Consider the following 25,736-nt stretch of genomic DNA (forward strand, 5'->3'; position numbering starts at 1 on the left):
GTGCCGCCTATTTTAGCAAATTTTAGCAAATTTGCCCAACACTACCGTTTTAATAAAAACATAATAGTTGCTAATACAACCGCTATTCAGGTTTTTTTACGATAAATGGGCGATAATAATTGGCCAAACGGTTTAAGGAAGTATCTGGCAAATCGGGCAATAGCTTGTTTAATGCCATAGACATGCCTTTGTCGATGGCCGCTTTGGCAACGGGCACAGATTTGCGTTTGATCATGCCAAGCTTTAAGGTTTCAGCATAGCGGCTGACAAAGTGTGTCAACGTTTCCTCGTTCATGGTTTCAAGCGCGGTTTTAAAGGTTTTCATATCTGTATGCTCAGGCGTAATCGCTGCAAAGCCTTTGTCGATGGTCATAGCGTCTTTGTCAGACAGCTGAAAACCAATGCGCTTGATACCATCATTATCGATAAATGTCGCTCGATCTCTTAAAAAATGAAAGCTGGGTAGCACTTCTTCGTTGTTTTCTTTACCCAGTAGGATGTTTAATAGCGTGTCCGTCGCTTTTTCAACGGTGCCGACCACTTTGCGCATGGCTGCTTGACGCTCAGGGTTTGGAATAATATCCACTAAGCCGACGAGTAGGTTGTCAATCAGGTCACGCGCGGTTTGGTGAGTCAACGCGTCGCGATAAGGGTAGTAATCTACTGACTCATTTGATTCAACCACTTGCTCTGCTTCAGTAATAAGCGCTTTTAATTTGTCTGAAGGAACGAATCCAAAATAATGTGCCATTATGCTTCCTTTATTTGTTATTTTTCATGCCTTATGAACGTTACATTTATCGTGAAATCGGTTACCATTTAACCAGAATTTTTGGCAAAGGCTCACCACAATATATGCTAATTAGCGATGTGCCTGAATAGTAAAGTTCCAGATTTTACTGATGAATACTAGTCTCGCAAGATTCCGACGATTTATCCGATGACAGGTGAGAGGAGTCACTCACTGCACACTAATTTAGCATATTTTTCATATTTTGATTTAAAAAGCTTGAACTTATAAGACTACCTACTACCTGTCTAGGGAGAGATGAGATGAATAGTGCTATTGTACTTTTATTCGGTGTAGCTGCCATGCTTTGCGGCTACCTATTTTACTCAAAATTTATTGCCACTAAAATTTTGGCATTGGATAACAACCGTCCCACGCCAGCACACACAATGAAAGATGGGGTAGATTATGTCCCCACAAATAAATATGTGCTATGGGGACATCATTTCACCTCAGTCGCTGGAGCGGCGCCGATCATTGGTCCTGCCATTGCCGTGATTTGGGGTTGGGTGCCAGCCATCATTTGGGTGGTGCTCGGTACTATTTTTATGGCGGGTGTGCATGATATGTCGGCCATTTGGGCAAGTATGCGCAATCGAGGTCAGTCGATTGGCTCTATTGCTGGTACGGTCATGGGGACCCGTGTCCGTAGCTTGATGATGGTGGTTATTTTCTTATTACTATTGATGGTCAATGCGGTGTTTGGTGTGGCTATCGCTAACATGATGATCAAAACGCCATCTGCTGTATTGCCTGTTTGGGGCGCATTGGTGGTGGCCTTTATCATCGGTCAGTGTATCTATCGCTACAAGATGAATCTGATTTGGGTCTCTATCATTGGCGTCACTGCTTTATACGGTCTGATCTATCTTGGCCCTATGTTCCCAATTGTGTTGCCTGAAACGGTCTTTGGCTTGCCTGATAATGCGGTTTGGATTATTATCTTATTCGCCTATGCGGCGATTGCCTCATTATTACCAGTATGGATGCTGCTGCAACCGCGCGATTATATTAATGGGTTACAATTATTTGTTGGTTTGATTTTATTGTATGCAGCCGTATTTATTGCGACACCAAACATTGTCGCGCCAGCGATTAATCATGATTTACCCATCGGCACGCCGTCATTAATGCCATTGTTATTCGTCACTATTGCTTGCGGCGCTATCTCAGGATTCCATGGTTTGGTGGCGACCGGAACGACTTCTAAACAGATTGATAAAGAAGGCGATGTACGTTTTGTTGGTTATTTTGGCGCTATGGGTGAAGGTATGCTCGCACTGGGCGCCATTCTTGCGGCCACCGCAGGTTTTGCGACACTCGGTGATTGGCAAGCGGTTTATCAAAAATTTGGCGACGGCTCTATCGGTGCTTTTATTGATGGTGGTGCGACCATCTTAAATGCAGGTGTTGGTATCGATATGGTGCTTTCTCAAACAATGCTCACTGTTATGGCAGCATTATTCGCTGGCACCACGATGGATACGGGTGTCCGCTTACAACGTTATATATTCCAAGAGTTTGGTGAGTTTTATAACATTCCAGTGCTAAGTAAAAGTGTCGTGGCTACTTTCCTTGCCGTCGGTAGCTGTCTATTATTAGCATTTGGCGCCGGTGGTATTGATGGTGCAGGTGGCATGATTATTTGGCCACTATTTGGTACGACCAATCAGCTGATGGCAGCCCTAACCTTGATGATTGTTACGGTTATTTTATTGCGTAAGGGTAAGCCAGTTTGGTACACCTTGGGGCCACTGACTTTCTTATTAGTTATGACTGTCTTTGCTCTATTAATTCAGCTAAAAACCTTCTTCACTGATGGCAATTGGCTACTGATCATTATGGACATCATTATCTTGATCGCAACGATTTTGGTGACGTTTGAGAGTCTGTCGGTACTGCGTAAAGAGTGGTCGATACACAAAGGCAAAAGCGGTGACATTTAAACGCTAAACCATATTAAATATTTATCAACTCAAAAACGCTAGCAGCAATTGCTGGCGTTTTTTGTATCACATAGGCATGATAGGCAATAAGAAATAAGTAGGGTATAAGCGAATTATGGAAAATAAAAACACATCAAATGATATAGAAAACGCCCAACCACCAGAGAGTACTCAACCATGGTGGCAACGGTTTGTGGCAGGACTAAATGAGTTTTATCATGCACCTTATCGCCAAACGATGGCACGTGCTGCCCGTGATGAAGAAGATTTCTTTATGCTGCTGATGTTTGCTGAAAGCTTAGGCATTGATAATCCTGCCAGCTTTTATACCTTAGAGTTACAGCCGTTATTTTTAGAAAACTTTCACGAATGGCACACCCGCATGGGTATGGATAGATGCCCATTTGACCATGTTGGCTGCTGCTAATCGTTTATTCATGATTGAAAAATAAAAATAATATAAGAAATGAGATAAAAATATGGCATTACATCCTCTACATACATTAGTAGAACAACTAAAAGCACAACCGATTATATTTATCGGCGGTAAGGGCGGTGTGGGAAAAACCACTACTGCCGCCGCACTTGCCAGTTATTACGCAAGCCAGCAAAAAAAGACACTGATTATCTCAACCGATCCGGCCCATAGCTTGGGTGATGTGCTTAATATGCGGTTAAGTAACGAGAAAACAGCGGTAACGCTTTATCTTGATGCAATCGAGCTAAATCCTGACGTCATCGTCGATGCGCATTTTGCCCAAGTTGAGCATACCATCAGTGCTTATGCCAATCCCGATATGATGCCCAAAATTCGTGAGCATCTGAGGCTATCAAAATCAGCACCCGGTGCACAAGAAGCAGCGATGCTCGAGTCCATGTGTCAGCATCTCGTCTGCGCCGCAGATGCCAACTCTGATAAGAAGTATGAACATATCATATTTGATACCGCGCCAACTGGCCATACGTTGCGCTTACTCGTATTGCCAGAGATGATGGGCGCATGGACAGATGGGCTGCTAGCACAGCAGCGGCGACAGGCAAAATTACGCTCAGTCGCAAACCATTTAGACAGCCACAATCAAAAGAGCAGTCAAAAAGACATCAATAAAAAAGATGTGCCAAATCCGTTTGCCCAAAAAAAGCCCGACCGCTGGGAGCAAGCGGTAGCCGTACTAGAAAAACGTAAACAGCTGTTTCGACAAGCAGGGATATTGCTTCATGACCGTAGCCAAACAGCGATTGTATTGGTGATGACTGCCGATGTGCTACCACTGGCAGAAACCAAACGCGCTATCGAACAGTTGGAAGAAAGTAAACTCACACCAGCCGCGATAGTTATCAATCAGCTGATAGTACCCACGCAGTCAGATGAATTTTGGCTTCTTCGTGCCAAGCGGCAACAGCACTTGCTGCAGGATATTGAAAACAGTTTCTCCAAGTATCCACTGTATCCAATCTACTTGCAGCAAACAGACATACGCGGTACTGAAGCATTAAGTATGCTGTTACGCCCACCATCTTAAAGGTCGCTTGAAAGCCATATGTTTGAAAAATAAAAGAAAGCGACGGTTAACACTTAACGCTCAGGCTTATATAACTGTAATTTACTTGCCAGCGACCACGCCATATCTGCACGTAGTAGCTGAGCCTGTTCAGATTTACCGCTACTAAGTGATGACCATTGCGGTTTGCCGCGAGCTTTTTTAAGCTCACTGGGTAATTTATGTGGCGGCCACGGCGTCACGACACTTTCTTCATTATCGTTACTTAGGTTGTCGTTATTTGAGATATCAGCATCGTTTTTTGCGCCGCTATATATCAGTTGGGTGGCATCGGTTGCTGCATGACCACGATGACGCAGTGCGGTGAGCAAATCTATCGCTCGCGTGGCGAGTAAGGTTAGGGTGGCAGGGTCGATATATAAGCGCTTTACGCCAGTGATTTTATCAGCGATGCTACTGGTATTCGATAATAGCCCGCCTGCGATACCGCCAATGGCAGCGCCCAAACCTAACGTGGTGCCGAGTGCCGCCGCATCAATACCCAAACCTAATAATGCGCCCGCTGCTGCACCAGATGTCGTACGAATACCATAGCTTTTGAGCAGTTCAGGGTCAAAAGGGTCTTGCTGATAGGCTTGTAACTCAAGTGGCGTTGCTGCCACGGCGTTATCATAAAATTTATATAAGTTAAGCAGGCTGTTCTGCATTGCCCGTTCACTCTGCCTGACCGCTTCTTGCATTTGCGCAAGTACGGGCATTGGATCATCATCTTCACTAATTTCACGCACAAAGGAGGCAACATTTAATAAAAAATCGGCAATGATGATATTGGCCTCCTCATAGAGCTGCGCCCAGTTTTCTGTACGGCGTGCCATGAGTTGCTCAAGCATCTCAGAATGGGTGAGCATGATGGCAAGATTTTGCCATAAGCGCATCTCATCTTTAAATTCGAAAGCCACGGAATCAAAGCGCGTTGAGATGTGCAAATTACGTCTTGCCAGCATCGTCTGCCATGCGTCGATATTGGCATCTTGACTGTCAGTAAAGTTAAATACCGGCATAACCGGTATCGCCGCCCAAGATAAAATAGCCAGCTCATCTTTATACTTACCGAGTACCGGCTCACGCGCATCGACAACATAAATAGCCATATCACTTGCCAGCAGCTGCCGAATTACTTTGGCTTCTTGGCTATAGTCCTCATTGTTACCATTGTTAGCTAGCGCATTGCCGCCTTGGGCAATATCGGCTGCCAAAAACTGCTGCAAACGCTCAATACCGTCACGGCGACTGGCAGTGTTGTCTTCTAGCCAATCCATTAACCCCGAAGCATCTTCTAAACCTGGCGTGTCATACAGCACCACCAATACTTCGCCCGTTTGGCTGTCGGTTAATTTTGCTTGCTCGACATGCCGAGTGGTTGCCGCTTCGTTTTTCACTTCCCCAAAATAAACATCGCGGAGTAACGTACGCAGTAGTGACGTTTTACCGGTATTGGTATGACCAACGACCGCTAGTTTGAGTGCTTCGCCCCTGGCAATGGTCTTTTTAGAGACATTATTATTAAAGGCAGTATTAACCGATAGCGCTTGATCATCTGACGCTGGTTTATCCAGCGATAGCTCTGTATCAGCATTCACATTTTCATTTTTCAAATCAGCTTCTGAGTCGCGTACGGGCTCATAGGCTTTATCGGCGAACAGGCCGACAGCTTTGGCATTATCTTGATGGTTGCTTTGATTATTATTGTCATTGTTCATAATAGAATCTTATTATTAATATTATTGAGTATCGGTATTAGAGTATCTAAACAAGCAAGCTAAACCAAGCCGATTTTTCGAGCGGCAAGGGCGGTCTGCCACTGCTGATAACGAACGCCCTGATTTTCTGCGCTTTGGATTTCTGAGTCTTGCTCTTGCTCGTTGGTGTTAGCGGTGTTGGCATCACCGAGCAGCTGTACAATAAGGCCGTCTGCGGCATGTTCGGCAATACGATCAAGTTTACGCAGTGTACCTCGGTCAGGTAAAGCCTTGCTATGTATACCTAGTAGCACTTGAACCGGATGGCTGTCCAAATAAGTCGTTAAGCGCTCCATATCATCACGGTCGTCAACAATACCGAAATTCTCGACATTGTTAATGTTACTGTTAATATTATTACTATGGCTACTCATGTCGGCACTAAGTCCTGATTGCCACCAATGATCCTGCTGTGATGGGTATTCAAGTAGAGCAACCAGTTTCTTGCCAGTACTCACTGTCGCTTTTGGCGCGACAGGAGCAGGCGCTGCCTTAAAATCATCTGCATCGACCACATGACGCTGCCAAAAGTTCAGAATCTTTTGATAATATGGCTGCTTGATATCCAAACGCATCTTTTTACGTCGGAACATCAAGGCGCAAAATATCCAAGCAATCGCCCTTGGTACAATACCGTACATCAGCAAGCTACCGACCAATAAACCTGCCCATTGCCGCGCCATCGATAAGGGCATGGCATCAGTCACCAAACGACTCTGTACGATAGCAGCACTGTCAGGCACGGTAAATCCAACTTTGCTTGGTAACCAGCCGAGTATTTGAGTCAAAGTGATCAGCGCCTGATCAGAGAGTAATGTCGACTCCCAACTAAAGCTATACTGGCGCACAATCAACAAAAATATGATCGCCAGCAGCATACCAGTCAAGGTAGCGAGCCACAATTGATGGCTAAAGCGCCCCAGATACCAACGCATACCGCTGTGTTGTAATTGACGCTCGTACAAATCAACCGCCGCTTTGGTGACATCGTCCTTACCGCGTATCAGATAACTTGGACTCACAAAACTGGCAAACCAATTTGACGACTGCTTACCTTGATTAATCAAAGTCATGACTAGCCAGCCTAAGAGCATGATGGTATGAAAGCCAAGCAGACAAACCAGCACATAAAAGAAGTTCACCACATTGGTCTGCAGCAAGGTAAACAGCCCCAAAAACCCCGAAATGCACCACAGCACACTCATAACCAGCATAATACCTTTGATGCGCCCATCAATTTTACCAAGCACACGTGCCAGCGCACCGTTACTATCGATACGCGAGGCGCGGCGATGCAACTTTTGAATGGGCTTCCCATCCTCACTTTGCAGCTTTTCTGTGATAAGTAGCGGGTCAGTGGCAAAGACATGCTGCTGCGTCTCAAGCGTTCGTACCAGCTCAGTCAATTGGTCTTGGGGCGATAGCATAGGGCGATGACATCCGTATAAAGGCGTTGGTTAAATTTAAAAGGTTAAGATTAAAGGTTAACGGCAGTTAGACATCTCAATTGATAGATGTCGAGTATTTACCCGTCAGTGATTATTGTAGCCTATATAGAATAGCGATAACTTCTATTATTCTTAGCGTTTTAGCATAGTAAATGTAAAGTAAATACGCCAAAATGAATGCAAGAATGCATATATAGTCAAAATACCCTAAAAACGCTACGGTATTGCTGATATCAATTTTTCGTAGCCTCTGTCTGCGCAGGCACAGCAAGCAAGAAAAATTGATATCAGCAGTGCGTGATGTATTGATATTACTTTTCTCTCACTATATATGATAATAAGGAGTGCTTTGTGAATCAAAAAAACTATTTAATCATTGGCGCTAGCGGTGGTATCGGCAAAGCGATGGTTAAACAGCTGATAGAGATGAGTGCTAATAATAAAAGCAGTGGAAAAATATTTGCCACTTATCATACAAATCAGCCTAATTTTGCGGCCGATAATTTGTATTGGTTACCGATGGATGTCAGCGATGAGAAAAGTATCGAGCAAGCCATTGCTGATATTAAGCAGCAAACCACTCATATTGATTGGGCGATTAATTGTGTGGGGCTATTGCATACGCCGCATAATCAACCAGAAAAAGCGCTACGACAATTGGAGACGGACTTCTTTTTACAGAATATGCAGATTAACGCCTTAGCCAGCCTGCTGATTGCCAAGCATATCAAGCCACTACTGGCTAAAGCCGAGCGCAATGCGGATAAGCCGGCGATTTTTGCGACCATATCGGCTCGGGTTGGTAGTATTAGCGACAATCAGCTTGGCGGTTGGTACAGCTACCGTATGAGTAAAGCGGCACTGAATATGGGTATGAAAAATTTGAGCATTGAATGGAGTCGGTCGCTAAAGGATGTCTGCGTGGTCGTCATGCAGCCAGGCACCGTCGATACCCAGTTATCATCGCCTTTTCAGGGCAATGTGGCTGACTAAAAGCTGTTCTCGCCAGCTTATAGCGCCGAGCGTTTACTAGAAGTACTTGATAGGATGACTTCCGCCCAATCTGGTTGTTTTGTCGATTGGGCAGGTGAGTCGATAGCTTGGTAAAAGCCTGGTAAAAAATTGGTAAAAACCCAATTTATAAAAACAAAAACGCACTGAACTATTTATACGCTTTAACATTAATTAGCGACAAATAGATCCATAAACTCATTGACTGGGGTTTGCTCTAAGCGCTTTTGATCATCACATAGCGCAAAAATATCCGCACAGCAACTGTCAATAAAGCGCGTTGCCAAGCTTGCTCGGAACTTTGCTTTGAGTACTGGGATACCTTCTGCGCGGCGGCGCTTATGACCAATCGGGTATTCGACAGCGACTTTATCGGTACTGCTGCCATCTTTAAAGAATATCTGAATGGCATTAGCAATCGAGCGTTTGCTTGGGTCGTGATAATCTTTTGAATAATTGGGATCTTCGACGACGACCATTTTACGGCGCAGCCCATCAATCAAAATATGATGCTGTTCGTGGTAATCATCTTCATAGTTCTCTGCCATCAAGTCACCCGTCAATAAAGGCACGGCAACCATATATTGCAAACAATGATCGCGATCGGCAGGATTGGCAAGTGCGCCTTCTTTGGAGATAATTCGAATCGCTGAATCATGCGTGGTCAGGACGATTTTTTCAATATCATCGATTCTATCATCAACCATAGGATGCAAAATAACCGCTGCTTCACAGGCGGTCTGGGCATGGAACTCGGCAGGAAAGCTTATCTTAAATAAGATGTTTTCCATCACATAGCTACCAAACTCGCGCTGAAAGGTAAAACGGCACTCGCCTGTAGGTTTGAGTGCTAGGTCTTTATTGGTATGGCTAAACAACACATCATAAAAACCCCATTGCGGCGCGGTTAATGCTCCCGGGATGCCCATTTCGCCGCGGCGGGTGATATCGACCAAGCGTACCGCACGACTGGTGGCATCACCTGCCGCCCATGACTTACGGCTACCAGCGTTTGGCGCATGACGATAGGTACGCAGCGCTTGACCATCGACAATCGCTTGCGAGATCGCCGCCATGATACGCTCACGTGGTAATTTATAGAGTTTGGCGACCACCGCCGTTGAGGCGAGTTTGACGAGGAACACATGGTCTAGACCCACGCGGTTAAATGAATTGTCTAAGGCAAGCACACCTTGAATCTCATGCGCCATAATCATCGCTTCTAAAACGTCGCGCATGGTGAGCGGTGCTTTATTTTGGCTGACGTTTTGCTGACTGATATAGTCCGCCACTGCCAAAATTCCGCCTAAGTTGTCTGAGGGATGTCCCCATTCAGCAGCAAGCCACGTATCATTATAATCAAGCCAGCGCACCATGCAGCCAATATCAAAAGCGGCTTTAATGGGGTCAAGTCTATGAGGCGTACCAGGGACGCGCGCGCCATTAGGAGTAATTTGATCAGCACAATCGGGTCCGAGGTGTTTGGTACATTCAGGAAAGTGCCAACAGTCCGCAGCCTAGGGTGTCCATCAGACAGTGGCGAGCAGTATTCCAAGCATCGGCACTATTGGGCGAGTCGTTATCGATAGAGTAATTAAGCACATAGTCGGCGATTTTTTGAATTTCATCGTCATACTCTGGACGGATATTGCTCTCTACCGTAGCGTTTTGAGTCGTAGACATAATCGTTACCTCTTCCTTGAGTCGAATATTGGAGTGATTGATAAGCGACATGATTTATCAATCAGTGATGCATCAAAAATAACATACTCAATATCGAACAACAGTGAAGTCGTGTAAGACTGTTTTATCGTTTCATAAGTTACACCATGAGATAAACCAAACCGACAATGAATAAAAGTGCCAATATTAATAGCAAAAAACTGAGAATACTACTCACCATTCCCGAGCTTTCTTTTTTCACCTTTACTTTTTTAATGACAGGTAAAACCATGGTGACATGCTCGATACCGTCTTCAAGGTAGCGTTCACCTTCAACGATAAATCCAAGTGATTCGTAAAAGTTTAGCAAATAAGTCTGCGCGGAGATGATGATGGTTTTTTTACCATACTTTTTACGGCAGTATTTGATGGCTTCAAGCATCATTTGACGGGCAACGCCATAGCCGCGATGCTCTGCTAACACCAGAACCCTGCCAATCGCCGGTATCGGACCTGACGGATTAACCGAGGATCTTTTATGATTAAATTGCGGCGGAATGATGCGGCAATAGCCAATCAAGGCTTCGTCTTGATGGGCGACCAGATGCAGACAATCAAAATCCAACTCGTCCATGTCTTGATACGGGCAGTTTTGCTCGACCACAAATACTTGTGAGCGCGCTTTTAAAATATGGTAAACATCAACGGTAGTCAGCTCATCAAAGGTTTTTATAGAAAATTCACAGGTCATAGTCGGCTAGCTTTTAACGATTTAAAGGGTTTTTTAATGTCTTAAAGACTGAGCATTATAACGATTTCGCCCTATATTAACTATTTAAGGTTTGACTGATTTTATCTAAATTCAAACTATCGGACATGGCATTGAATATCTCATAGTATTTACCGTGATTGGCATAAAGCTCCTCATGCGTGCCAGTCTCCATCACACGGCCGTTTTCAATCACCACCAAATCATCAGCATCGATAATTTGCGAGATATTGTGCGAGACAATAATCACCGTACGGTCTTTTTTAATTAAATCTAGACTGTGCTTAATTTGCTGGGTGGCAATAGCGTCAAGGCTGGCCGTTGGTTCATCCAAAAATACGATCGGTGGGTTTTTTAAAAACATCCTTGCCAGCGCGATACGCTGCTGCTGTCCGCCGGAGAGTAGTTTGGCTTCACTGTCATAGCCTTCAGGCATACCAACGACTTGCTCATGAATAGAGGCTTGTTTGGCGGCGTCGATAATCTCCTCATCGGTGGCATCCATCGCCCCGTAACGAATGTTGTCGGCGATCGTCCCTGAGAAAATATGGTTCTTTTGTAGCACTAAGCCGATTTGCTCACGCAAGTCATGGGTGCTGTAGTCCTCTAAATTACGCCCATCGAGGCAAATAGTACCGCTGCTTGGGTCATAGAATTTGACCAATAAATTAATAATCGTGCTTTTACCTGCGCCACTTAATCCGACCAAAGCGGTGATACGATTGGGATGAATATTAAAACTCACATCATGCAGCGCCTGCTTGCCATTGGGGTAGGAGAAATTGACATCTTTTAGCTCGATATGACCTTTTAAATCGGTACATTTGACTTTACCTTCGTTTTCAATTGCTTGGTCGTCGTCCAAGATATCAAAGAAGCCTTCGGCATAGGTGAGGGCATTATTAATTTGGTCGTAAATGCGGTGCAATTCGCGAATGGGAGCCGCGACGTTTTGAAACAGTAGGATATGGAACATAATGGCGCCAATGGTCATCTGTCCGTTGAGCACAAAATATGAGGTTAGGACAATAATTGCCACCACGCCGATTTGCTCGATAAAGGTTTTGCCAGCGTTATACATAAACGCAATACTGCGAATACGTAGCTGATTGGCGGTCATATCCTTTTGGATGTCCCAATGCTTACCGGACTCAATCGGCTCGCGCACAAAGGATTTAATCACCGTGATAGAGTCAATAATCGAAATCACCAAGCCGCTTTTGGTCTCGCGATATTGGCGCATTTGTTTGCGAAACCCTTGCAGACGGTTGGCTTGGCGCTGACTGACAAAAAAGTAAATCGGCACAATAATCAAACCGACCATACCGACCCAAAAATTGGCGTTAAACATAATGATTAATGACACGATAGCACTGGCAAACAGCGGCAGCATGTCAATAAAGAAGTTTTGTACCAATTGCGTGAGACTGCTGACCCCCAAATCAATGCGGGTTTGCAGCTTACCGCTGGCGTTCTCGTCGCTGGTATAAAACGCCATTTTGTAAGACAAAATACGGTCAACTACCTTTTGTGACAAATCACGCGATAGGTTAATACGGATACGCTCACCAAAATAGCGCTGACCAAAGGTAATGATGACGTTAAGGACTTCTTTCACCAATAAAATCACGCTAATGAGCGTCAGTAATTTTATACCTTCTACCCATGGGTCAGGTAAACCAACAATATTGGTCAAAGTATCGATGGTATATTGCAAGACAAAGGCATTCACCTGCGCGGTAAACGACCCAAGCACTGTCAATATTAAGGTTAAAATAAAAAGCCCGCGATAGGGTCTTGCAAACTCTCCGAGCCTTTTTAAAATCGACCACAGCAAAGCCCCCCGTTCCTTTTTTTTGGTGGGCGGCTTGATGTCTAAAGGAACACGGCGTGGCGGAGTACTCATAGGGTTAAGGCGCTATTTAATTTGATATTGGCATGTATTAACTGCTTATTATTCATAATAATAAGCGACCACCAGTATAAAGACTTTAAGCAGTATCTTAAACCTTGTTACCTTTAATTTTCTTTTAAGTTCGTTTCCTAAAAATTGTCGTTATTAAAAAGCATCCGCTGGTACAAAAACTTCACCAACCATAATACGGCGTGCAGAGCGGCTCATGGAGACTTTTTTGGCTTGCCAGCGTCCGTTCACGCGTTCGGTTTTACCGCCGACGAGTAGCGTTCCTGATGGATGCCCAAAGCGCACTTCACCTAATTCGCTACCACCAGCTGCTTCATTGACCAATGTACCTTGCGTCGTTGCTGCTGCGGCAATCGCCACCGCTGCCGTACCCATCATCGCATGATGTAATTGTCCCATACTCATCGCGCGTACGACTAAGTCAATGTCTGCTGCATCAACGGCTTTGCCACTTGAGGCGCTATAACTTTGTGCAGGGGCAACCCAAGCAATCTTTGGAATATGTTGACTACTTTGTGCTTCACTGACGTCTTTAAATAACCCCATCGCAACGCCACCTTTGGCACGGATTGCCTCTAACTTAGCTAAGGTTTCGCTATTACTATTGATGTCGCCTTGCAGTTCCGTACCAGTAAAGCCCAAATCAGCGCTTTTCATAAAGATGGTTGGAATACCGGCACTGATAAAGGTGGCCTTGACGCTATCGGTACTTAAACCACAGCCAGACACATCAAAATCATCGATTAGGTTGCCCGTGGGGAACATATCGCTTGATGAATCTACCGGGTCGATAAATTCAATCTTTACTTCGGCAGCAGGAAAGGTCACACCGTCTAATTCAAAATCGCCGGTTTCTTGCACTTGTACCTTGCCTTGCGCATCTAAGTAAACAGGCACATGAGCGATAATGGTTTTACTGATATTTTCTTGCCAAATACGTACTTCGCAAATGCCACTCTCACTACTGTCATCAATACTATTAGTAACTTTATCAGCATCAACTAAGCCCATATTAAGCGCACAAGCACCAACTGCTGCGGTTAAATTACCGCAATTTCCCGCCCAATCTATCATAGGTTTGGCGATATTGACTTGTCCAAACAAGTAATTGACATCGTGATCTGCGCGTGATGCTCTAGACAAAATTACCGTCTTTGAAGTGCTAGAACTACCATTGCCCAAGCCGTCAATTTGCTTACCATAAGGGTCGGGGCTGCCAATAACTCGCAAGAGGAAATTATCACGCGACTTACCGGCCACTTGGCAGCGCTCTGGTAAATCAGATAGTTTAAAGAAAGTACCTTTTGAAGTACCGCCGCGCATATAGGTAGCAGGAACTGAGACTTGTGGGGCAAATTTTGGTGTGTTTTTTAAAGTTGATTGGGTCATTTCTTATTCCTTATATCTGTTTATGAGGATGAGAGTCGTTAATACACTATTTTTGTGGTAAAATGCCACAAGGGTTAATATTTTGAATTTGAATATGGAGAAAGTTATGTCCACTGCGAGCATACGTCTTAACAAGGCGCTGGTTGATAAAGCCTATGCGATATCTAAAGCACAACATCGTACCCCACCAAAGCAAATAGAGCATTGGGCTACCATTGGACAAATTATGGAAGACAACCCTGATCTGTCTTACGAATTTGTTCGTCAGCTTTTGATTGCGCAAGCAGAAGTTGATGCTGGTATGGTTGAACCCTACGAATTTGGATAGTTTACTTTGGATAGTTTACTTTGGATAAATAATGACTCAGCCTTTAAGTATTATTCAATCGCATAGTTTTAAAAAAGCCGTTAAAAAATTGCACAATAATCAGAAAGCTGATTTAGATGATGCTGTACGTGCCATCATTGACCATCCTGATATAGGTGTGCAAAAGGTAGGTGACTTATCGTCCGTACGAATTTATAAGTTTAAAATGCTAAAGCAGTTAACATTATTGGCTTATCAAATCGATGATGGTCAACTTGTCCTTACCTTGTTAATGTTTGGCCCACATGAGAACTTTTATCGGGACGTTAAATTAATACTTTAATGCTCGTTATAAAGCACTAGGCTCATTATTTTTCATATCTAAAGATTAAAAAACCGATGCCGTATAATTTATACAACATCGGCTCTTTGATTACTCAAAATTCATGCGGATTACGCGATATCTAACGTGCCATCGATAAACTCTTTGGCAAAGCGTTGTAGCATACCGCCAGCGTTATACATTTTCACCTCATCAGCGGTATCTAAACGGCAGATAACAGGTGCTTTATCGACGCTACCGTCTTTACGGTGAATCACTAACGTCATCTCACCACGAGCAGATACTTCGCCTTCGATATCGAATATTTCAGTACCATCGATATTTAAGGTATTGCGATTGACCCCTTCTTTAAACTGCAAGGGGAGCGCGCCCATACCGACCAAGTTTTGACGATGGATACGTTCAAAATCTTCTGCAACCACGACTTCAACGCCAGCCAGACGTACACCTTTGGCAGCCCAGTCACGGCTTGAGCCTTGACCATAGCCGTCGCCGGCGATGATGATCAGCGGTTGCTCGCGGTTCATATAGGTTTCAATCGCTTCCCACATGCGCATGACCTGACCTTCTGGCTCTACTCTAGCAAGTGACCCTTGAATTACGTCACCGTTCTCGTCGCGTACCATCTCATTGAGCAATTTAGGGTTGGCAAATGTTGCACGCTGCGCCGTTAAGTGATCGCCGCGATGAGTCGCATAAGAGTTATAGTCTTCCGCAGGCAGGCCCATGGTATCAAGGTACTCGCCAGCAGCCGAATCGCCCAAAATCGCGTTAGACGGTGACAAATGGTCAGTGGTGATATTATCGCCAAGCACCGCCAGTGGACGCATACCTTTTAGCTTATTCATCGCCGCCATTTTGCCTTCCCAATACGGCGGACGACGGATATAAGTGGTCATCTCGCGCCAGTCATACAGTGGGCTTAGCGCCTTGCCGGTGTCTTTTTTGGCTTCATCAAACATTGGGATATACACGGCGTTAAATTGCTCAGGCTTCACCGCTTTGGCGACGATAGCATCAACTTCATCGTCATCAAACCAGATGTCTTTTAAATACACGTCATTGCCAGCTTGATCTTTACCTAACGAATCTTTTTCGATATCAAAGCGAATGTTACCGGCGATAGCGTAGGCAATCACTAATGGCGGTGACGCTAAAAATGCTTGCTTAGCATACGGGTGGATACGACCATCAAAATTACGGTTGCCCGATAGTACAGCGGTGGTAAATAAGTCACGGTCGATGATTTCTTGCTGGATATCAGGATCAAGCGCGCCACTCATACCGTTACAAGTAGTACAAGCAAAGCCAACCACGTCAAAACCGATTTCTTGTAGCTCAGGCATCAGGCCAGCTTCTTCTAAGTACATCTTGACCGTTTTTGAGCCAGGTGCTAATGACGATTTCACCCAAGGCTTACGCAGCAAACCTTTTTTATTCGCATTACGGGCGACAAGACCAGCAGCAACCATATTGCGCGGGTTAGACGTATTGGTACAGCTGGTAATCGCGGCGATAATCACCGCGCCATCTGGCATTAAGCCATCTTTTGGTTCAGGTAATTTATCACCTTCGCCATGAGCAATGCCTTTAGCAACCAAGTCTGTGGTTGATACGCGCGCATGCGGACGTGAAGGGCCGGCCATATTACGAACGACTTTTGATAAATCAAACTCAAGAACGCGTGGATAAATAGCATTTTCCATACCGTCAGCCCACAGACCGGTTTGCTTAGCATACTGCTCAACCAGTTTGATTTGTTCTTCACTACGGCCCGTTAGACGCAAATAGTCGATAGTTTGCTCATCGATATAAAACATCGCGGCAGTGGCGCCATATTCTGGGGTCATGTTTGAGATAGACGCACGGTCACCGACGCTTAATTGGCGTGCCCCTTCACCGAAGAATTCGATATAAGTAGATACCACCCCTGCATCACGTAAGAATTCAGTCATAGCTAATACCAAATCGGTACCAGTAATGCCTTTTTGCAATTTACCCGTTAATTTGACCCCAACATAATCTGGCAGGCGCATGTATGAGGGGTTGCCTAGCATGACGCTTTCCGCTTCAAGCCCGCCAACACCGATTGAAATCACACCCAAAGCATCAACCATCGGCGTATGGCTATCCGTACCAACCAAAGTGTCGGCAAACGCCACTTGTTCACCGGCTTTATTTTGTACCACTTGCACAACCGGCGACATTTTCTCTAGGTTGATTTGATGCATAATGCCGTTACCAGGCGGTACGACGTTGACGTTATCAAAGGCGTACTGGCACCAGTTGATAAAGTGAAAACGGTCATCGTTACGGCGCTCTTCGATGGCGCGGTTTTTCTCAAAAGCGTTTTCTTCAAAGCCTGCATGTTCAACCGCTAGTGAATGGTCGACAATAAGCTGAGTCGGTACGATAGGGTTTACTTTTGATGGGTCACCGCCTTGCTCAGCGATAGCATCACGTAGACCTGCCAAGTCAACAAACGCAGTCTGACCTAAAATATCGTGGCAGACGACGCGAGCAGGATACCACGGAAAATCGAGGTCTTGCTTGCCTTCAATATGCTGCTTAAGGGCTGCGGTTAAGTCTTCTGGTGGGCAGCGGCGTACCAAGTTTTCACACAATACTTTTGAGCAGAACGGTAGTTTGTCATAGGCGCCAGCTTCGATATTTTCAATCGCTTCACGGGCGTCAAAGTAATACAAATCAGTATCGGGTAATGGTTTTTTAAATTGTTCATTCATCGGTTGTACGAGGGCGTTGTCCATAAGTCACCTTTGGCTGTTGGCTGGTTGCAATGTGGATTGAAAAGAATAGTTCGTTTGGCAAAATCATTTTTAATAATAAAAAGTAGCTTTGCTAAAAAAACTTAGTAGAGGAAAATATTCAATCACTTATTAAATCTTTTATTCATCTCTAATAAATCGTATCTAGCATCTTTGAATTTTTTTCTAAACCACTGATTAAAAGCTATCAATGCTTCAAACCTACTATCAAAATTTAAAGAAATAAAACTTAGATACTCATTATCCGTCAACAGACATTCTTTGCTGTCTAAAGCATAAATGTAACTTTCGAAGTCCAAATTTGTAATAAGACCGATAGCATAACCAATAACATTTTGTCTGTTTCATACCAGTGGTCTAAGCTTTCATATATATGCGTTAGTGGGTAAGGAGGAATTTCAGTATCCTTCTTCCAAGTTAAGTGTACAACACACACTTGGTTTGAATGAGTAATCTTAAACAAGCAATCGTCATTTGCGCCCCGTCGTGCAATGATCTCGACCTCAAGTCCATATAGCGGATGGCCTATATAAAGCTCTTTTTCCAGTTCGTCTGTAAAAGTTTTCTTAAAGTCTGTACCCTCTTTGGCGCAAGACCACCAAGTATGCAAAAACGGTGCATTCTTTAATGCCGATTTAATATCGAAAGTATTGTCAAATATCATGGGGTTTTAACTTATTTAAAAGTAATGGTAGAGTGCATCAAATCGGCACACTCTACGTAGCTTCTACATCAAGAAAAATTAACGCGCACTCATCTCTGGTACTGGGCGCAATTCTTCACCAGTATATTCGGCACTTGGGCGAATGATACGGTTGTTAGCGCGTTGCTCAAACACGTGAGCGGCCCAACCAGTTAAGCGTGAGCAAACAAAGATTGGCGTGAATAGTTTGGTTGGAATACCCATAAAGTGATAGGCAGAGGCATGGAAGAAATCGGCATTACAGAACAGCTTTTTCTCACGCCACATCACTTCTTCGCAGCGTACCGATACTGGGTATAGCACAGTATCACCAACGTCAGCGGCTAACTTCTCAGACCAGCCTTTAATCACCACGTTCCGTGGATCTGATTCGCTATAGATGGCATGACCAAAGCCCATGATTTTGTCTTTTCGCGCCAGCATCGCCATCATCTCTTCTTCGGCTTCATCTGGTGAGCTAAAGCCTTCAATCATATCCATCGCCGCTTCATTGGCGCCGCCATGTAAGTGACCACGTAACGAGCCAATCGCGCCAGTGATACAAGAGTGGATATCAGATAGGGTAGAGGCACAAACACGCGCGGTAAAGGTTGAGGCGTTAAACTCATGCTCAGCATAAAGAATAAGTGAGACGTTCATAACCTTGGTATGAAGCTCGTTTGGTTTTTCACCTTTAAGCAGATGTAAGAAGTGACCGCCAATCGTATCATCATCGGTTTCGGTTTCGATACGCACATTGTCGTGGGTAAAGCGGTACCAGTAATTGATGATTGATGGGAATACCGCTAGCATGCGGTCGGTTTTATCGTTCTGTTGTGAGAAGTCGGTTTCCATCTCAAGGTTACCAAGCATTGAGCAGCCGGTACGCAATACATCCATCGGATGGGCGTCCGCAGGAATACGCTCAAGCACATCTTTTAATGCTTGAGGTAAGCCGCGTAAACCTTTCAATTTAGTCTGATAAGCATCAAGCTCACTTTGGGTTGGCAAGTTGCCATAAAGTAGCAAATAAGCCACTTCTTCAAAGACGCATTTATCGGCCAACTCTGACACATCATAACCACGATAGGTTAGACCTGAGCCTGATTTACCGACCGTCGATAGTGCCGTCTTGCCCGCGACCTGACCACGTAGACCTGCGCCTGACAATACTTTTGTTGATTGGTTCTGTGCTGCCATGTTAAATTCCTTTTGTTGGTAGCTCTTTTTGAGTTAAAAAATAAAGATGACTAAAAGTGAATAAGCAAAACCAAAGGTAGATGATTTTGCTTATGGTTGACTTAATGCTTATTTACTATTGGCAAACAGCTTATCTAGCGTTTGCTCAAACTCATGATAGTTTAAGAAGTCATAAAGCTCCATACGCGTTTGCATGGTATCGACGACTTTCTCTTGCGTACCATCATCAAGCAGATGCTGATAAACGTTTAGTGCCGCTTTATTCATCGCACGAAACGCTGATAAGGGATACAGTACCATATCAACCCCAACGTCATATAACTGCTCAGTGGTATAAAGGTCGGTTTGACCAAACTCAGTCATATTGGCAAGCACTGGAATATCAAGTACGTCGGTAAACTTACGGTACATCTCAATATCAGTCAATGCTTCGGCAAAAATCATGTCAGCACCAGCCTCTTGGAAAGCAACGGCGCGCTCAACCGCTGCATCAAGCCCTTCAACAGATAGGGCGTCTGTACGAGCCATGACCACAAAGTCTTTGTCTGTTTTGGCATCAAGTGCCGCTTTTAAACGATCAACCATCTCAGAGATACTAACGATTTCTTTATTTGGGCGATGTCCACAGCGTTTTTGCGCCACTTGGTCTTCGATATGCACCGCTGCAACGCCGGCTTTTTCCATTTTTTTAATGGTTTGAGCGATATTGAAGGCACCGCCGAAGCCAGTGTCGATATCGACCAATAGCGGCGTCTCAACTGCATCAGTAATACGGCGTGCGTCTTCTAAGACATTATCAAGGCTGGTCATCCCTAGATCAGGCAGACCAAATGAGGCATTGGCCACGCCCGCACCTGAAAGATATAGCGCTTGATGACCGACTTGGGTTGCCATCATCGCCGTATAAGCGTTGATCGCGCCGACAATTTGTAATGGTTGGTTGTTATCGTTTTTTTGTTTTATTGCACTGCGAAAGCGAGCGCCAGCTGAAGAGGTCATATCGTCGTCCTTACGTGGAGGGTAATCTTATCGTGTGATGAAGGATAAAATTGTTGTGCTTGATTATACCCAATTATCCATGTCTGCAAAGCGGTGTTTCTCAAGCTTATATTAAATTTACTTTAAACAGTGATTACTTATATTAAATATATTCAATTGTAGAATAGTAATATCCATTTTTTAAACCTTTATCATAATAGTTATTCATATTACTAAAGTCGTCATCTTTACCATATTAATTAATTTACATTTAGTTACAAATAGCTGGGTTTTTTGTCAGTCAACTCTTAAAAAAAATAATCACTTAACAATAAAAAGCCCTCATAGCAGGGCTAAAAGGGCTTTTTTTACTTCTATATCATAAAATCTTAATGGTAAATATTGCTTAACCAATAAATCCTGCAAGGTTAGCAAGGAACAAGAGCGCAAAACCTGCCAAGAATATCAGACCTGCAATGGATAAAGCGTTCATACCCATTGATAGTTTTTTATGGTTTTTAACCAATGAATAATTAAGCCAACCAAAAATAGGCGCCGAGACAAACGCCGATATCATCGCAAACTTAAGCATCACCCCTAATTGTCCGGTAAAGAAAGTGATAATCACCAATCCGCCACCAATCGCATAAGTGGTCCAAAAAGCGATTTGTTTTTTATTAATCTCACTTTGACCTTTAATCAAACGCCAGCATTCGGCATTGGCGCGGCCGTAACCATCAGCGCAGGTAATCGTGGTGCCAAACATGCACATAAAGGCGACGAAGGCGACCAGTAGGCGTGACCATTCGCCAATGGTGGCGGTATACATGTTAATCAGCTGATTGATATAAGCGCCGCCGACCAGTTCAATCTCTTGACCCGAGCCATATTGTACGAACACACCTAACGCTAAGAAAAACAGGGCTAAAATAGCCGACACTGCGTAACCAACGTTAAAGTCTAACAAACCTTGGCGGTGAGTGGTGTTGTCGGTTTTTCTTTTGGCTGACGTCCACATCGAGGTAATCGCTGCAAACTCAAGTGGCGCTGGCATCCAGCCCATCAGTGCGACAATGAAACCCAAGGTCGCAAGATTCCAAGGAGATGCGGCGACAAAATCTGTCACCATAACAGTTGGCTTGCCAGCGGCAATGACCACCGCGGCGACCGTTGCTGTGGTCAGGGCAATCATAATCCACTTGGTCACGCCATCGAGCAGCTTATAGTGACCAGCAATCAAGAAGAACCATGATACTGCTACGATAATCATCGACAAGCTCATGGTTGAGAGCTGAACAGAGGCGGGCAGCATAAAGCCTAAGATAACCGCTGCTATTAGGGACACCGCACCCGTACTAATCACCGCTGATAGGATGGAGAGAATAAAGTAAATCCAAAGATAGGCCTTTGAGCGTTTGGCATAGCCTGCGATCAAACTCTCGCCCGTATCATAAACATAATCGGTGCCGAAGCGAAAAAACGGATACTTAAAGACGTTGGCTAAAATAATCATAATCGCCAGCTGCCAGCCATATAGCGCGCCCGCCTGCGTCGATGAAATCAGATGCGAGCCACCGATAGCAGCAGTCGCCATTAATATACCGGGGCCAAAAATCCGCCAGCTAAATCCTTCTTGCTGGGGAACAGCGTACCCAGTTGCGCCATCGTCGGTGGCGCTTGGAGTGTTGAGTGGTTGTGTGGTCATGAATACCTCGAAATGGTTAAAACGGCAAAACATCACTTACCTGTGTCAGTTTGCCAGTGATCATGAGAGAAATGGTTTATACGATATATATAGCAGTTAAACTATAAATATAAAACGATTCATCTTGTATCGACTTTAGCATACTGCTGCTGAGCAAGATAAGGATTATTTTAATTATTATTACTAATAGTTTGCATACCTATTCTTGATGGTTAGCATAATAGTTTATGAATATCAAGGGTTAGCGCCAATTTTTTTGCCGGTTCTTTATACCACAATATGCTGCCGATAGCTGCCATTTCGCACGATTTAAAGCGCTTCGACGTACTTTAATACTCTTTACCCTTGCGAGGTAAAACTTTGCTTGCGATAAGTGATACCGCGGCGCTCATAGACTTGATAAATCGCGCTAAGTAAGTCGGGGATTTTTGGATGGATAAAGTCTTTAAGGGTATGCAGGTAGATAGGAGAGGTAGCATTTTCATGCAATAGGCGACGATAGACGATTTGCTCAGTACGCACCGTTTTTAGGCTGGCAGGGACTAAAGTAATGCCTTCGCCCGCGGCAACCAAACCGAGCGCCACTTGTAAATCACTGACGGTGGTGGTCATAAATGGTGAAATACCATATTGGGCAAATAAATGCAGCAAAGGCTCAGTGACTGGCTCAAAAGAAGGCTGATCGTTAGAAGACTTAATAGGTATCGCGGTCGTCGAAATAGGCAGATGGGTTTGATGGTATAAAATCAAGCGGTTATTTGCCAAGTCAATCAGACGCTGCTCATCGCTATCGGCGAGCGGATGTGCTTTAGGCAGTGCTACCAGATAACGCTCATGCCGCAATAGTATTTGCTGAATCCACGGATCTTGATGCGCAAAACGCCCAAAGCCAATATCAATATCACCGCTTTTTAAGGCGTGAATTTGCTGATAGGAACTGATGTCCTTGAGATTGACCTCAATATCAGGATGAGACTGCTTTAGCTTGGCGATAACCTCAGGTAATAGCCCGTACAGCACCGATGGTACAAAGCCAATATTTAAAGCCGCACTTGGCGCCGATAAGCGCTGGGTCATACTGGTGACGGTATCAATCTCTGTCAGAATGGTGCTGATTTTATCGTAAAAAAACGCGCCCGCTTCGGTCAGGTGGAGCGGTCTATGATAGCGGTCGATTAATTCTACGCCCATATCGGTTTCAAGTTGCTTGAGCAACCGGCTAAGCGTCGGCTGTGACAACCCCGTCTTGCTAGTAGCGGCGCTAAAGCTTTTAAGATCAGCGATAGCGATAAAGGCATTGAGCTGTTTTAGATCCATATGATGATACTCACCTGTTTATGACGCTCATTTAATCAGATATGTTAGCTATTTTATGTAAATAGCAGCGACCCAGCTAAAATTATACTTGAAGGATAGGGAGTGACACACTATATTGTGTGGCAACGATAGTGTTACAATTTAGCAAACAATTGATGTAAATTAGTTATATAGATAAAACGTAAAAAATCATTTATACCTTAATTTTAGCAATCATCTAATTTTTGTGGCATTCACTGTTCTGGTATCTCTTCATGAGCGACAAAAAAAGCAAGAAAAGCACTGATCTAGAGGCAAATTTGGCTAAAATCGCTAATGCTAAGCCGCGTAGACGCTCGCGTAAAAACGATATCTATGAGCGCTTTATCACGCGTGTCGAAAATGTGGACAGCAATGACAATGAAGATGGCGAACAAGCCAGTAGTATTAGCGGCAACGGCAGGCTCGCACCGCTAAAAAACGCTGATAAACTGTCCTCATACGAGCCTTTGAGTGCCGCGGAGCTCGAATTGTTTGCCAGCCAGCAAGAGGATTTTCAACCAGAGAGCAGCCTACAGCGAACGAGCAGTAAAAGTACCGGCGTTCATTTGAATTTCTTTGATGAAGATGAGCGTCTAGAGGTAAGTGGTACAGCAAGCAATGAAGCTGACCTACCTCATGATGCTATGGTAAAAGAAAAAGCCTCCTTTTCCAGTACAGACTCTTTAGATGATGCCAAGCACATTTCTAAAAACCATTCTAAAAACGATGAAAACATTCAAGATCATGATTCTAAAAGTACTAATGAGAACATAGATAACGACGGTTTGGTAGTACAAAGTCCAACCGCATTTACCCTCTCAAAAAATAAAAAGCTGGCAAGTAGCAAAAAACCGCTCATTATTGGCATGATAGTGGGCTCATTATTCATTGCTGCGGTGGTACTAGCCCTTATCTTTACGGGGGTCTTATCAACGTCAACCACAGCGCCTGAACCTGAACCTAAATCTAAGGTGGCAGCGTCTGATAACGCTGGCACGACAAACAGTAGTAATAACAGCGATAATAATACCGCAAATGCAACAAATACTTCGAATGATGCCAGCAAGCAACAGCCTGTAAATACTCAGCCTCAGGTGGTAAATACCGACAACAAAGACGTTAATCGTAAACCAGCCGCCGCTATCGATGATTCAGAAAATGAATCGGCATCTGAGCCAGCCATTACATACGAGGACTTTAGAGAAGAGTCACAAAGTACCTTGTATCGTGAGACCAACGATTAAGCTGTGATAATAATGATTTTGAGCAACGAGCTTGTGTTTTGATACCGTTTATCTGTTAATTCTTACGCTCATTCCAAAAATCATTGCATCGTGTCATAGGTTACGTATCATCATATAAAGACGCGGATATATACCGCTCATCATATATATGGATACGGTACTGACTTATGAACCCCTCAAGTAATGACGGAAATCCTGATATCGCTAATAAGCTGCCTAGCAGTAGCCTTAACAGTGATGATGTTATCTTGAATATCGAGGGTCGAAAGCGTATGCGTCGGCCCTATGAGCGCTACATGCAGCAGCAAGATAAGCAAAAAGCGTTAGAAAATTCTGCAGCGGATGCGACTATGGTACATAAGCTACATAAGCAGAGCGAGAACCATCAATCCTTAGATATCATTCATTCTAACGAAACAGTCACAGCTCACCAATCAACCTCTCCATTTTACGCTGACACGGCTAAATCTACAAAGAAACCTAAAAAGAGTAGGTCGCTTAATTATGCCAAGTTTCTCAGTGTCATGGCTATCTTTTGCGCTGTCTTCTTGCTTGCCGTATTTGCCTTCAATTACTTACTCTCAAAAAATTCTCAGGTACCATTAGGAGTTAACAGCACGTCAGTTGCTCAGAATAGGGCATCTGCCAAGCAAATGAATACAAACTTAGCAACCGACCCTAGGGCGTGTCTTCAATTCATCTTACAATGAACGATAGTACACGCTAGATAAAGCATTGACTTAAAATTACGAGCTAACTTCTCATAGCGAGTGGCTATACTACGGAAGTGCTTGAGCCTTGCAAACATATTTTCAACAAGATGACGCAGCTTGTACAAATAGCTATCAAACTCTGGATTAGGCTGTTTGGCATTTTTCCTTTTAGGAAAACGACGGGGATCATATTATGGCTT

General features: G+C 44.2%; 22 protein-coding genes and 1 pseudogene. 8 read left to right on the plus strand and 15 right to left on the minus strand.

Going from position 1 to position 25,736, the window contains the following annotated elements:
* Nucleotides 1–82 precede the first annotated feature (82 nt).
* Nucleotides 83–751 carry a hypothetical protein gene (locus tag H9653_RS09055; RefSeq protein WP_105245835.1) on the minus strand — a complete coding sequence of 223 codons (669 nt, stop codon included), beginning with the start codon at nt 749–751 and terminating at the stop codon, nt 83–85.
* 302 nt (nt 752–1,053) lie between these two features.
* On the opposite strand from H9653_RS09055, the gene H9653_RS09060 reads away from it, so the two are divergent.
* From H9653_RS09060 to H9653_RS09070, 3 genes are all read left to right on the plus strand, one after another.
* Nucleotides 1,054–2,736: a carbon starvation CstA family protein gene (locus tag H9653_RS09060; RefSeq protein ID WP_191692000.1), complete on the plus strand. Its 1,683-nt coding sequence runs from the start codon at nt 1,054–1,056 to the stop codon at nt 2,734–2,736.
* Between the two features lie 115 nt (nt 2,737–2,851).
* Nucleotides 2,852–3,163: a cory-CC-star protein gene (locus H9653_RS09065; RefSeq protein WP_093070887.1), complete on the plus strand. Its 312-nt coding sequence runs from the start codon at nt 2,852–2,854 to the stop codon at nt 3,161–3,163.
* 52 nt (nt 3,164–3,215) lie between these two features.
* Nucleotides 3,216–4,259 carry an ArsA family ATPase gene (locus tag H9653_RS09070; protein WP_191692002.1) on the plus strand — a complete coding sequence of 348 codons (1,044 nt, stop codon included), beginning with the start codon at nt 3,216–3,218 and terminating at the stop codon, nt 4,257–4,259.
* Nucleotides 4,260–4,312: 53 nt separating this feature from the next.
* Here H9653_RS09070 and H9653_RS09075 read toward each other — a convergent pair whose 3' ends face one another.
* Nucleotides 4,313–5,998 (minus strand): DUF3482 domain-containing protein, encoded by a 1,686-nt coding sequence (locus H9653_RS09075; protein WP_191692003.1) that lies wholly within the window; start codon nt 5,996–5,998, stop codon nt 4,313–4,315.
* Nucleotides 5,999–6,057: 59 nt separating this feature from the next.
* A complete protein-coding gene (locus tag H9653_RS09080; protein ID WP_191692004.1) occupies nt 6,058–7,464 on the minus strand; it encodes a DUF2868 domain-containing protein in 1,407 nt (468 codons plus the stop codon).
* Between the two features lie 372 nt (nt 7,465–7,836).
* Here H9653_RS09080 and H9653_RS09085 point away from each other — a divergent pair, with 372 nt between their 5' ends.
* Complete coding sequence (locus H9653_RS09085; RefSeq protein WP_318242164.1) at nt 7,837–8,478, plus strand: SDR family NAD(P)-dependent oxidoreductase; 642 nt, start codon at nt 7,837–7,839, stop codon at nt 8,476–8,478.
* A gap of 188 nt (nt 8,479–8,666) precedes the next feature.
* On the opposite strand, the gene H9653_RS09090 is transcribed toward H9653_RS09085, so the two are convergent.
* The 5 genes from H9653_RS09090 to prpF all read right to left on the minus strand — a co-directional run bounded on the left by H9653_RS09090 (nt 8,667) and on the right by prpF (nt 14,240).
* On the minus strand, nt 8,667–9,950 hold the full coding sequence (locus tag H9653_RS09090; RefSeq protein ID WP_318242166.1) for a bifunctional 2-methylcitrate dehydratase/aconitate hydratase: 1,284 nt from the start codon (nt 9,948–9,950) through the stop codon (nt 8,667–8,669).
* A gap of 37 nt (nt 9,951–9,987) precedes the next feature.
* Nucleotides 9,988–10,179, minus strand: a complete 192-nt coding sequence (locus H9653_RS12660; RefSeq protein ID WP_318242165.1) for a hypothetical protein — start codon at nt 10,177–10,179, stop codon at nt 9,988–9,990.
* Nucleotides 10,180–10,318: 139 nt separating this feature from the next.
* The gene (locus H9653_RS09095; protein ID WP_191692005.1) at nt 10,319–10,909 is read right to left on the minus strand and encodes a GNAT family N-acetyltransferase; all 591 of its coding nucleotides are present in this window, start codon (nt 10,907–10,909) and stop codon (nt 10,319–10,321) included.
* A 76-nt stretch (nt 10,910–10,985) separates the two neighbouring features.
* Complete coding sequence (locus H9653_RS09100; RefSeq protein WP_068404733.1) at nt 10,986–12,833, minus strand: ABC transporter ATP-binding protein; 1,848 nt, start codon at nt 12,831–12,833, stop codon at nt 10,986–10,988.
* A 153-nt stretch (nt 12,834–12,986) separates the two neighbouring features.
* The gene (gene prpF / locus H9653_RS09105; RefSeq protein ID WP_191692006.1) at nt 12,987–14,240 is read right to left on the minus strand and encodes a 2-methylaconitate cis-trans isomerase PrpF; all 1,254 of its coding nucleotides are present in this window, start codon (nt 14,238–14,240) and stop codon (nt 12,987–12,989) included.
* Nucleotides 14,241–14,346: 106 nt separating this feature from the next.
* Here prpF and H9653_RS09110 point away from each other — a divergent pair, with 106 nt between their 5' ends.
* Nucleotides 14,347–14,568: a TA system antitoxin ParD family protein gene (locus H9653_RS09110; RefSeq protein ID WP_068404729.1), complete on the plus strand. Its 222-nt coding sequence runs from the start codon at nt 14,347–14,349 to the stop codon at nt 14,566–14,568.
* 31 nt (nt 14,569–14,599) lie between these two features.
* Entirely contained in the window at nt 14,600–14,890 is a 291-nt protein-coding gene (locus tag H9653_RS09115; RefSeq protein WP_191692007.1) for a type II toxin-antitoxin system RelE/ParE family toxin, read from the plus strand.
* A 110-nt stretch (nt 14,891–15,000) separates the two neighbouring features.
* On the opposite strand, the gene acnD is transcribed toward H9653_RS09115, so the two are convergent.
* The 6 genes from acnD to H9653_RS09145 form a co-directional block, all read right to left on the minus strand.
* A complete protein-coding gene (acnD, locus tag H9653_RS09120) occupies nt 15,001–17,634 on the minus strand; it encodes a Fe/S-dependent 2-methylisocitrate dehydratase AcnD (protein ID WP_191692014.1) in 2,634 nt (877 codons plus the stop codon).
* Between the two features lie 310 nt (nt 17,635–17,944).
* A complete protein-coding gene (locus H9653_RS09125; protein ID WP_191692008.1) occupies nt 17,945–18,340 on the minus strand; it encodes a hypothetical protein in 396 nt (131 codons plus the stop codon).
* A gap of 78 nt (nt 18,341–18,418) precedes the next feature.
* Nucleotides 18,419–19,558, minus strand: a complete 1,140-nt coding sequence (gene prpC / locus H9653_RS09130; protein WP_102076568.1) for a bifunctional 2-methylcitrate synthase/citrate synthase — start codon at nt 19,556–19,558, stop codon at nt 18,419–18,421.
* A gap of 108 nt (nt 19,559–19,666) precedes the next feature.
* The gene (gene prpB / locus H9653_RS09135) at nt 19,667–20,557 is read right to left on the minus strand and encodes a methylisocitrate lyase (RefSeq protein ID WP_144297896.1); all 891 of its coding nucleotides are present in this window, start codon (nt 20,555–20,557) and stop codon (nt 19,667–19,669) included.
* Nucleotides 20,558–20,942: 385 nt separating this feature from the next.
* Nucleotides 20,943–22,241, minus strand: a complete 1,299-nt coding sequence (locus tag H9653_RS09140; protein WP_404814810.1) for an NRAMP family divalent metal transporter — start codon at nt 22,239–22,241, stop codon at nt 20,943–20,945.
* Between the two features lie 339 nt (nt 22,242–22,580).
* Nucleotides 22,581–23,558: a LysR substrate-binding domain-containing protein gene (locus H9653_RS09145; protein ID WP_068404719.1), complete on the minus strand. Its 978-nt coding sequence runs from the start codon at nt 23,556–23,558 to the stop codon at nt 22,581–22,583.
* A 254-nt stretch (nt 23,559–23,812) separates the two neighbouring features.
* Here H9653_RS09145 and H9653_RS09150 point away from each other — a divergent pair, with 254 nt between their 5' ends.
* Together H9653_RS09150 and H9653_RS09155 are read left to right on the plus strand one after the other, a co-directional pair.
* Complete coding sequence (locus tag H9653_RS09150; protein WP_191692010.1) at nt 23,813–24,823, plus strand: hypothetical protein; 1,011 nt, start codon at nt 23,813–23,815, stop codon at nt 24,821–24,823.
* 167 nt (nt 24,824–24,990) lie between these two features.
* Nucleotides 24,991–25,533, plus strand: coding sequence for a hypothetical protein (locus H9653_RS09155; RefSeq protein WP_191692012.1), 543 nt, complete (start codon nt 24,991–24,993; stop codon nt 25,531–25,533).
* On the opposite strand, the pseudogene H9653_RS09160 reads toward H9653_RS09155, so the two are convergent.
* A pseudogene (locus tag H9653_RS09160) lies at nt 25,515–25,709 on the minus strand (transposase); the annotation flags it as partial. The gene H9653_RS09155 and the pseudogene H9653_RS09160 overlap by 19 nt on opposite strands.
* Between the last annotated feature and the right edge of the window lie 27 nt (nt 25,710–25,736).

This window comes from Psychrobacter communis (assembly GCF_014836505.1).
GTDB classification, from domain to species: Bacteria; Pseudomonadota; Gammaproteobacteria; order Pseudomonadales; family Moraxellaceae; genus Psychrobacter; species Psychrobacter faecalis.